Consider the following 9,563-nt stretch of genomic DNA (forward strand, 5'->3'; position numbering starts at 1 on the left):
CCCCGCGCCCCAGGAGGCGGGCAGCAGCGACAGCCGCGCCCCGGCGTCGGCGTGGGCCCGGAACAGTTCGGGGAAGCGCACGTCGTAGCAGGTGGCCAGGCCGATCCGGACACCGTCGAGGTCGAAGGTCACCACCCGGGAACCGGGCGCGACGGAGTCGGACTCCGCGTAGCCGAAGGCGTCGTACAGGTGGATCTTGTCGTACGAGGTCTCCACCCCGGGCCCGGTGGCCAGCAGGGTGTTGGTCACCCGGCCGTCGGGCGCCGGGGTGAACATGCCGGCCACCACCACGAGACCGGCGTCCTCGGCGATCTGCCGCACCCCGGTGGCCCATGGCCCGTCGAGCGGCTCGGCCAGGGGCGCCGGCGGGGTGCCGAAGCAGGCCATCGTCGCCTCGGGGAAGACAATCAGACGGGCGCCGGCGGCCGCTGCGCGGTGTGCCTGCTCGCGCAGGACGGCGAGGTTCCGCTCCGGGCGCGGGCCGCTGACGATCTGGCTCAGTGCGATACGCATGACGGTCTGCCTCATTCCCTGGACGTTGCCGAAGAGTCCCTACGGGTGGGTACGTGACGCCCCGGGGGTGCGCTCATTGTGCGGCCCGGAACATCTCGGCCGTGTCCCGGGGACGCCACGGGACATCACTCGCCGGCCCGGGCGGGAACTGGCCGACCGTCAGCCGTGCGCCGACCGTGGAAAAGCCGCCGGCCGCACGCCCCGGAGGGGGTCGTGCGGCCGGCGGCCTTCCTCACTTCACGCCTACGCCTCCCTGCCGGTACGCATCAACACCCCAGCCGCCACCAGGCCGAGCACGCAGGTGACGGCACCGACGACGACGTTGTTCCAGATGATTCCCGCGTCGGGGAACCGTGTGACCACCCAGGGAGAGATGATCATCCACACACCGATCGCGGACATCGCCCAGCACAGGCTGTACATCCGGCGCGGCGCCGTGGTCAGTCCGATGCCCAGCAGAGCCACGCAGATGCCCAGGATGAGGTTGTTGACCGTGAGGTCCGGGCGGGCGCCCGAGAAGTGGACCACCCAGGGAGAGATGGCGAAGTAGAGACCGGCCAGGAGCACCGGCCCGTCGACGAAGACGACATCCCGCGCGCCGAGCATCCGTGCGTAACGCTCGCGCATCTCGGTCACGTCGGGGTGGCGCGTGATATCACTCCTGTGGCGTGAGACGTCGGCCATTACGACTCGCCTCCTTCGATCCATGCAAGTCTGACCGCGCAGTGCGGCGCTGTGCCGCACCACCATTGTGCGCCTCGCCTCGGTTTATAGGTAGATGTCTGGTTCGGCGGGAAGGAGGGCTGTTTCGGCGGGAAGGGCGGGGCCGCACCCGGGAGCTGCGCGGCCCGGCGCACGTCAGGAGGGGTGGACCTCGGCGTGCTTCGCGTACCAGGCGCGGTCGAGGTCGGTCACGTTGACGGTGATCTGCACGGCCAGCCCGGGCACGGGCGCCAGGTGGGCGCGCGCGACCTCCAGCACGGCGGCGGTCAGCGCCCGCTTGTTCTCCGCGTCCCGGCCGGACAGGATCGCGGCCTCGATGTGGATGATGGCGTGGTGCGGGGCGCCGTCGGCGATGACGGCCTCGTCGAGCCGGTGGAAGCGGGTCTTGCAGGCGTCCACCGTGGTGTCCACGGTCTTGGCCACGACCGGGTGCAGGGCGAGGCCGAAAGCGCGCCGGTCGAAGGCCTCGGCCAGGGTGTCGGAGTACTCGACGACGATGTGCGGCATGGGAAAGCGCTCCTCAGGGGATCGGCGCGGGCTGCGCTCGCGGGTCCGGTTGCGTGGGCATCGTCGCACCCGGCCGGCGCGGCAAGCGCGGGGGGCCGCTCGTCTGCTTCAATAGGAGCATGGCCAGCCTCCCTGACGCCGCGACGGGTCCCCTCGACCTCGAGCCGTTCTGGCCGTCCCGGCAGGCGCACCACTTCGACCGCGAGTGTTGCCGCGCTTCGTATGCGCGGGCCCGCTCGCTCGGCCGCTGACGCCGCTCGTCCGCTCAGCCGCCCCGCTCCCGGGTGATCTCCCGGCGGCCCAGCCCGCGCGCTCGACGACCATCCGTCCCCTCAAGCGCGAAAGAGCCGAAAGCCCATGACGAACGTCCGTAGCCTGTCCTCCTCCGCCGTCTCCGCCGCCACCTCCGGCTCCCCGGCCGCCGCGTCCGGCCGCCACCCCCATCCGAACCGGCAGCGGCTGCGAGCCGTCGCACCCGACGAGGTCCCGCCGGTCGCCGAGCTGCTGCACTCCGGCGCCACCTGGCTGCCCGCCCCCGCCCACACGCTGCCCGCGCTGCCCGGACAGCCGCCGATGGTCGGCTACCTGGTGCTCGTCCCGGCCGACCGGGTGGCCCCCGACGCGTTCGCGCCGCCCGCCGCTCCCGCCACCACGGCCGCCGCCGGGGCGGGCGCGGGCGAGACGAGGCGCGGGGCGCCCGGGACGGGCGACGAGCTGGTCCGGATCGATCCCGAGCAGCGCACCGCGCGTGTGGCCGGGCGGCTGCTCGACCTGACGTACCTGGAGTTCGAGTTGCTGGCCCATCTGGTGGCGCACCCCCACCGGGTGCACACCCGCGACCAGCTGGTGACCACGGTGTGGGGGTACGGACACGTCGGCGACGGCCGGACCGTGGACGTCCATGTGGCCCGGCTGCGGCGGAAGATGGGCGCCGAGCACCGCGGGACGATCGTGACGGTCCGCCGGGTCGGCTACAAGTACGTGCCGACGGCCTGACGTTCACCGGGCGGGCCCCGGACACAGCACACGACAACGCCCGCCGCGCCGGGTCGGGCCCTTGGAGGGCCTGATCCGGCGCGGCGGGCTGCTCGGCGGCTGGTCGGGGCCTCAGCCCCGGTGACCGGCGGACGCCGTCGGCCGCTCCTGGGGCAGGGGCGGCAGCTCCGCGTCCTGCTCGCCGTGGTTGAGGCTCGGCAGCCAGGCCAGCGCCTTCGGCAGGTACCAGTTGCGCTCCCCGAGCAGCGCCATCACCGAGGGCAGCAGCACCATCCGGACCAGCGTGGCGTCCACCAGCACCGCGACCGCGAGGCCGACGCCCATCTGCTGCATGTCCTGCATCCGCAGGAGGGCGAAGACCGCGAACACCGCGACCATGATGGCGGCCGCTCCGGTGACCGAGCCCGCCGTGGACCGGATGCCCTCGCGGATCGCGTCCCGGGTGGCCAGGCCCCGGTCGTGGGCCTCACGGATCCGGGAGACCACGAAGACGTGGTAGTCCATCGAGAGCCCGAAGAGGATCACCAGGACGAACAGCGGCATCCAGCCCTCGATCGCCCCGGCCGGCTCCATGCCCAGCGTCTCCGCGCCCCAGCCGTGCTGGAAGACGGCGGTCATCGTGCCGTACGCGGCGCCGACGGACAGCAGGTTGAGCAGGATCGACGCGATGGCGATCGGCAGCGACCGGAAGCACACCAGCATCAGCAGGAAGGTGACGGCGGCGATGAAGAGGAACACCGGCGCGATGTCGCTGTTCAGCTGGTCGTTGAAGTCGATGCTGGAGGCCAGCTCCCCGCCCACGTAGGCCTTCTCGGAGACCGGGCCGAGGACCTGGGGGACGAGGTCGTCCTTCAGGGTGTGCAGGGCGTGCTTGGAGGTGGCGTTGGCGCCGTTCCCGGCCAGCGGCACCTCGATGCGCGCCACGCCCTCCTTCTTGTGCAGCTGGACCTCGACGTTCTTGCCGAACTCGCCCGAGGCGGCGAGCTTCCGCCGGAAGTCGGCGACCGCGCCCTGGAAGCGGGGCGAGGACACGTCGTCGGACCGCAGGACCACCTCGGCCGGGGCGGGGCCGCCGGGGAAGGACTCGGTGATCTCATTGAAGGCCACCGTCAGCTTCGAGTCCGAGCCGAACTGCTTCTCCATGCCGAGCTGCTCGGTCTTCATCCCCAGCGCGGGGGCGCACAGCGCCAGCAGCAGCGCGCCCGCCAGGACCGCGAACAGGCCCGGCTTGGCCAGCACCGGCTTCATCATCCGGCCGGAGATGCCGCCGCTGGCGTGCACGCCCTTCCTGCGGCGGCGGTTCAGCAGCGGCACGCGCCCGGCGTCGACCCGGTCGCCGAGCCAGGACAGCATCGCGGGCAGCACGGTCACCGAGCCGAGCATCGCGGTGAAGACGACCAGGATGGTGGCCACCGCGAAGCCCTTGAAGAGCAGCAGGCCGGACAGGAACATGCCCGACATGGCCAGCATGACCGTGACACCGGAGATCAGCACCGCCCGGCCGCTGGTCTGCGCGGCGATGCGCAGCGCGGTCTGGGCGTCCCGGCCCGCGGCCCGCTCGTCACGCTCGCGCCGCAGGTAGAACAGGCAGTAGTCGACGCCGACGGCCAGGCCGACCAGGAACATCACGGAGTTGGTGCTGGAGTACATCGGCAGTTCGTGGCTGGCCAGCGCGAGCAGGCCGAAGGTGCCGACGCAGGCGGTCAGCGCGAGGAAGACCGGCAGCAGCGCGGCGACCAGGGCGCCGAAGACAACGAGGAGGATGCCCAGCGCCAGGGGGACGGCCGTCATCTCCGCGGTCTTCATGTCGCCGGAGAGCATGTCGTTCAGGCTGTGCGCGAAGGTCGCGTCGCCGAACTCGTACAGCTTGACGCCCTCATGGCGCGCCTCGGTCTCCTTCACCGCGTCGAGCACCGGCTGCATCCGGTCGCCCGCGGTGTCCGGGTCCCCCTTCATCTCAAAGCCGATCAACCCCTCCCGGCCGCTCTCGGAGCGCACCGGGCGCTGGACCCGCTCCGTCTCGCCGCTCTTCTCCAGCCGCGCCGCGAGGTCGCCCGCGGCGGCCCGCCAGCCGTCCGGCTCGGCGCTGCGCAGCATCACCATCTCGCCGGCGGGGGGTTTGAGCCCGGCGTCCTCCAGGACCTTCTCGGCGCTCGCCGAGTCGCCGCTCCCGTTCTGGGAGTTGGTCATCTCATTGATGCCGGACATGCCGCCGATGACGGCGACGACCACGACGAACAGCAGCCACCCGATGATCGCGGTCTTGCGGTGTCGGGTGCTCCACCCGCCGAGTCGTACGGCGAGGCCCCGCCTCGTTGCGCTCATGGCGTCTCCCCCGGGGAGGTGTGAGTCCTGCGCGAAACCGGTCACGGAACCGGTGACGGAACCGGCAGGACTGAACGGACTGAACGGACCGTTGAGGTCACGTCATCGACGCTAGAAAACGGCGGGCTCGCGCCCCAGCCGCACAAGCCCCCCATTCGGGGAGGCAAAAGGAGAGTCCCGGGGGTGGGGCTAGGTATACCCCGGGACGGGGGCAGGGCCGAGTGACCGGGCGGGCGGGGTCCGCCAGACTGGGAGCGTGGGAGCCGGGGGGACCGGCCCCTCCCGGTCGGGGCGCGGGCCCGGAGCGGGTCCCGCGCAGGCGTCAGGGGGATCGTCCGATGAAGATTCGCAGCGCGCTGCTGGCCACCGGCCGGGGGCTGGGGCTCGCGATCGTCTCGCTCGCCGGGTCCATCACCCTGTTCGTGCTCGCGGTGGTGTCCCTCGCCCTGCTCCCGCTGGGCGTGGGAGTGCTCACCACCCCGCCCGTGCTCGGCGCGGTGCGGGCCCACGCCAACCACAGGCGCCTGCTGGCCGCCCGCTGGTCCGGGGTGAAGGTCCCGCTGCCCTACCGCGCCCTGCCTCCCCACCGGCGCGGCGGGCTGGTGGGCCTGGTGGAACAGTGCTCGCTGCTGCTGAAGGACCCGGCGACCTGGCGGGATCTGTGGTGGCTGGCCGTCGACATGACCGCCGGGTTCATCACCGCCCTGCTGGCCTTCGCCTTCATTCCGTTCGGTCTGGAGGGCTGGACGCTGGCGCTGGGCACCTGGAAGCCGATCGTGCGCGCCGCCGGCGGCTACTGGTACGCGTTCATCCCCATCTCCTCCCAGTCCACCGCGAATCTCGCCGCCCTGCTGGGCAGCGGCTTCCTCGTCCTGGGCGTCTTCGCCTCCCCCCTGCTGCTGCGGGCCCACTTCCTGCTGGGCCGGGCCTTCCTCGCCCCCACGCCGGGGATGGCGCTCGCCGAGCGGGTCCGGCACCTCACCGAGACCCGGCACGACGCGGTCGACACCTCCGCCGCCGAGCTGCGCCGCATCGAGCGGGATCTGCACGACGGCGCGCAGGCCCGTCTGGTCGCCATGGGCATGAGCCTCGGCGCGGTGGAGGCGCTGGTCGAGAAGGACCCGGCCAAGGCCAAGGAGTTGCTGGCGGCGGCCCGCGCCAGCTCCGCGGAGGCCCTGGCCGAGCTGCGCGACCTGGTCCGCGGCATCCATCCGCCGGTGCTGGCCGAGCGCGGCCTGGGCGACGCCGTGCGGGCCCTGGCGCTGCGGATGCCGCTGTCCGTGGAGGTGGACGCGGACCTTCCGGGCCGGGCCGCGGAGCCGATCGAGTCGGCGGCGTACTTCGCGATCAGCGAGCTGTTGACGAACGCGGCGAAGCACTCCGGCGCCCAGCGGGTGTGGGTCGACATCCATCACGACGACGGCGCCGGCTCCCTGCGCATCGCGGTGACCGACGACGGGAAGGGCGGGGCGGCCCCCTCGGAGGGCTCCGGGCTGAGCGGGCTGCGGCGGCGGCTGGGCGCCTTCGACGGGGTGCTGGCCATCAGCAGCCCGGTCGGCGGGCCGACGATGGTGACGATCGAGATACCCTGCGAGCTCTCCGTCGCCCGGCCCACCGCCTGAGGCCCCGGGAAACCCGGGGGCGGACCGTCGTACGCCGGTGCTAGCGTGCTGGGGTCGGCCGCGGGACTCCGGCGCGACTTCCGGAACCCGCCTGTGAAGCGATGATTCGCAGTTCGTGCCCCCATTCCCCGGCCGACCCCCGCCTGCCGCGCCGCCGGAAGACCGAAGCAGGAAAACGACGCAGGAGACCGGCACAGGAGACCGGCGCAGGAGACTGAAGCAGGAGACGCACGTTGGAGAGCTACGCCGATCTCGTGGCGGCCGAGGACCTGCTGCTGTTCGTGAACGCGGCGATCACCTCCACCGGACAGCGGGAATTCCGTTCCCGGGCCGAGGAGCAGCGCATGTCGCTGGACTTCCTCCACGCGTATGTGCTCGGCAACTACCGTGAGCTGTACGCGGCGACGCTCGCCCTGGACATCAACCACCACAACGCGGTGCGGATCGTGCGCGGGCTGCTGGAGACCGCGTCCGAGGCGACGCCCGCACAGCGCAGCGCCGAGGGGCCGCTGATCGCCAGGCGGCTGGCCCTGCTTCCGCCGCAGCGGGTGTACCGGCTCTTCCGCGAGCTGCGCCGGGCCGGGGTCAACAACCGCCGCACCCGGGCCATCATGCGGGACTGGCTGGCCGCCCGGCCCGATCCGGCGCTCGACGCGGTCAAGTACCGCTCCGGGGTCAAGGCCGCCGCCCGCCACGCGCATCTGCGGCTCGACGGCGAGCTGGGCGACTTCCTCTTCGAGCCCCACACCCGCCGGGCCGGCTTCACCACCCCCCTGTTCGACGCGTGGCGCCGCGCCCACTACAGCCACAGCGCGCTGTACGAGCTGCCGTACACCGTCGCCGAGGGGTTCGCGGCGGCGCACGGCATCGACCGGGCCGCGTTCCTGGAGCGGATCGCCCCGCGCCTGACCCGGCTGGAGCGGCTGCGGCTGCGGGAGTCGGCCCGGGACCACCGGGTGGACGGGGTGGCCGGCGACCTCGCCGCCCTGCCGCTGACCCGGCTGGCGAGCTATGTCCTGGCCCTCCCCCTGGACGACCGGGCCCGCCGCCGCGAGGAGCTGACCGCCGCGCTGCGGGCGGCCGCGCGGCGCACCGCGGGCCCGCGCGCGGGCAGCTGGGGCCGGGTGGCCGCCGTGCTGGACGACAGCTTCTCGACCCTCGGCTCGGGGCAGAAGCGGCGCCGGCCGCTGGCGGTGGCGCTTGGCTGCCACTTCCTGCTGGAGGCGCTGGCCGGCGAGTGGATCCCGCTGTGGCTGTCCGGCCGCACGGACGCGCTGCTGACGTATCCGTACGGGCCGACGCCGCTGGGCGCCCGCGTCCTGGACGCGCTGGAGCGCCGCCCGGACCGGCTGGTGATCGTCTCCGACGGCTTCGACAACGCGCCGCCCGGCCTGGCCGGCGAGGTGCTGCGGGTGTGGCGCGGGCGGCTGGACCCGGAGGGCCGCACCAGCGTGGTCCACCTCAACCCGGTGTACGAGGCGGAGGACTTCGACGTGCGGCGGCTGGCGCGCGAGGTGCCCACCGTGGGGGTGCGGGACGCGGAGGACCTCCCGGCCCTGGTGGAGCTGGCCCAGTTCACGCAGGGCCGCACCCAGGCGGCCGATCTGTGGGCGCATGTGGGCGCCCGCGTGCGCGGCTTTCTGCGGGAGGAACGGTGAAAGGGGAAGAGGCGCCCGTGGAGCTCGCGGGCCTGACCGCGCTGCCCTCCCAGGTGTGGGGCGCCATCCGCCTGGTTCCGCTGGTGCGCGAGGAGCCGATCGCCGACCTGCGGCTGGACGACCGGCTCTACGGGGACGACTTCGCCGCCGTGGAGCTGGACCGGCGCACCGCGTACTGCTCCTACATCCCGCACGGCTCCGTGGCGACCTGGACCGACGACGGCACCCCCGCGTCCTCCTACGGCACCCAGCTGCGGCCGGGCGCGGGCGGGGAGCACCCCGCGTGCGTCCCGCTCCGCTTCCACCGCCGGATGGCCCGCCGCGCCGACCGGAACCGGGTGCGCTTCCTGCCCCTGCACCTGGCCCTGGAGGGCTATCTGGCGCTGCACTTCGGCGGCCCCGACGTGGTCTGGGAGGAGTGGTCCCGCCGGGCGGTGGCCCATGGCCTCTCCCCGCGCGTCGAGCAGGCGTACGCCGGGGCCGAGGTGGAGGGGCTGCGCGACGCGCTGCGGGTGTTCGAGATCCACCCCGGCCAGTGCGGGGTCATGGTCTACGCGGCCGACGCGCTCGCCGCCGCCTTCGTGGTGCCGCACCCCGACGACTACCGCGCCCTGCACTCCTCGCTGGTCCTTGACCTGTTCGGGGAGCTGGTGCACCACTACGCCACGCTGCACGGCCCGGTCCCGGAGTTCCGGGCCCGGCTGCGCGAGGGCGCGGTGAGCTCGCTGGCCGACCTGCGGGCCGAGGCCGCCCGGCAGCGGCGGGAGTGGGCCGCGTTCCACGACCGCACCATGGCGGGCGGGCTGCTCGGCGCGTCGTACGCCTTCCAGCGCGTCCGCACGATGGGGCCCTTCACCCTGTCCCGTTTCCTGCCGCCTTTCCACCGCAACACCGAGCAGCACATCGGCGAGACCATCACCCACCAGGACGGCCGGCTGGCGTATCTGAAGACCTTCCGCCTCTCGGAGGCCCAGATACGCCGCGGCCATCTGCTCACCGTGCTCGCCGCCCACGACTGGCGCCTGGAGGCGGCCGCCGGCGCGCTGGGCGTGAGCTGCGACCAGCTCGCCTCCCGCATGGAGCACGCGGGGTTCGGCGCGCTGCTGCGCCAGGACATACGCGACCGGTACCGCGCGGCGGCTCGCCGCGCGGCGCCCTGACGGCCTGATGCCCTGACACTCCGATCCCCTAGATGAGTGAGTCCGATGTTTGTGTTGTG

Annotated in this window: 9 protein-coding genes; 5 read left to right on the top strand and 4 right to left on the bottom strand. The window is 73.2% G+C overall.

Annotation, left to right across the window (positions count from 1 at the left end; all coding sequences use genetic code 11):
* The 3 genes from BBH68_RS03015 to BBH68_RS03025 form a co-directional block, all read right to left on the bottom strand.
* The coding region (locus BBH68_RS03015; protein WP_281182461.1) for a nitrilase-related carbon-nitrogen hydrolase at window positions 1–513 on the bottom strand (513 nt) is incomplete at its 3' end.
* A 243-nt stretch (window positions 514–756) separates the two neighbouring features.
* Window positions 757–1,197: an SPW repeat protein gene (locus tag BBH68_RS03020; RefSeq protein ID WP_065958672.1), complete on the bottom strand. Its 441-nt coding sequence runs from the start codon at window positions 1,195–1,197 to the stop codon at window positions 757–759.
* A 174-nt stretch (window positions 1,198–1,371) separates the two neighbouring features.
* Window positions 1,372–1,743 carry a 5-carboxymethyl-2-hydroxymuconate Delta-isomerase gene (locus tag BBH68_RS03025; protein ID WP_065958673.1) on the bottom strand — a complete coding sequence of 124 codons (372 nt, stop codon included), beginning with the start codon at window positions 1,741–1,743 and terminating at the stop codon, window positions 1,372–1,374.
* Between the two features lie 119 nt (window positions 1,744–1,862).
* Between BBH68_RS03025 and BBH68_RS42885 the strand changes: the two genes are divergently transcribed.
* Together BBH68_RS42885 and BBH68_RS03030 are read left to right on the top strand one after the other, a co-directional pair.
* Window positions 1,863–1,994: a hypothetical protein gene (locus tag BBH68_RS42885; protein ID WP_342673112.1), complete on the top strand. Its 132-nt coding sequence runs from the start codon at window positions 1,863–1,865 to the stop codon at window positions 1,992–1,994.
* Window positions 1,995–2,100: 106 nt separating this feature from the next.
* Window positions 2,101–2,739 (top strand): winged helix-turn-helix domain-containing protein, encoded by a 639-nt coding sequence (locus BBH68_RS03030; RefSeq protein WP_065958674.1) that lies wholly within the window; start codon window positions 2,101–2,103, stop codon window positions 2,737–2,739.
* A 111-nt stretch (window positions 2,740–2,850) separates the two neighbouring features.
* Here the strand turns inward: BBH68_RS03030 and BBH68_RS03035 are convergent, their stop codons facing one another.
* Window positions 2,851–5,064 carry an MMPL family transporter gene (locus tag BBH68_RS03035; RefSeq protein WP_065958675.1) on the bottom strand — a complete coding sequence of 738 codons (2,214 nt, stop codon included), beginning with the start codon at window positions 5,062–5,064 and terminating at the stop codon, window positions 2,851–2,853.
* A gap of 338 nt (window positions 5,065–5,402) precedes the next feature.
* On the opposite strand from BBH68_RS03035, the gene BBH68_RS03040 reads away from it, so the two are divergent.
* From BBH68_RS03040 to BBH68_RS03050, 3 genes are all read left to right on the top strand, one after another.
* Window positions 5,403–6,686 carry a sensor histidine kinase gene (locus tag BBH68_RS03040; protein ID WP_065958676.1) on the top strand — a complete coding sequence of 428 codons (1,284 nt, stop codon included), beginning with the start codon at window positions 5,403–5,405 and terminating at the stop codon, window positions 6,684–6,686.
* A 233-nt stretch (window positions 6,687–6,919) separates the two neighbouring features.
* Complete coding sequence (locus BBH68_RS03045) at window positions 6,920–8,344, top strand: hypothetical protein (RefSeq protein WP_065958677.1); 1,425 nt, start codon at window positions 6,920–6,922, stop codon at window positions 8,342–8,344.
* Window positions 8,341–9,504, top strand: coding sequence for an ARPP-2 domain-containing protein (locus BBH68_RS03050; RefSeq protein ID WP_079150762.1), 1,164 nt, complete (start codon window positions 8,341–8,343; stop codon window positions 9,502–9,504). Before BBH68_RS03045 ends, BBH68_RS03050 begins: the two co-directional genes overlap by 4 nt.
* The last annotated feature ends 59 nt before the right edge of the window (window positions 9,505–9,563 follow it).

This window comes from Streptomyces sparsogenes (assembly GCF_001704635.1).
GTDB classification, from domain to species: domain Bacteria; phylum Actinomycetota; class Actinomycetes; order Streptomycetales; family Streptomycetaceae; genus Streptomyces; species Streptomyces sparsogenes.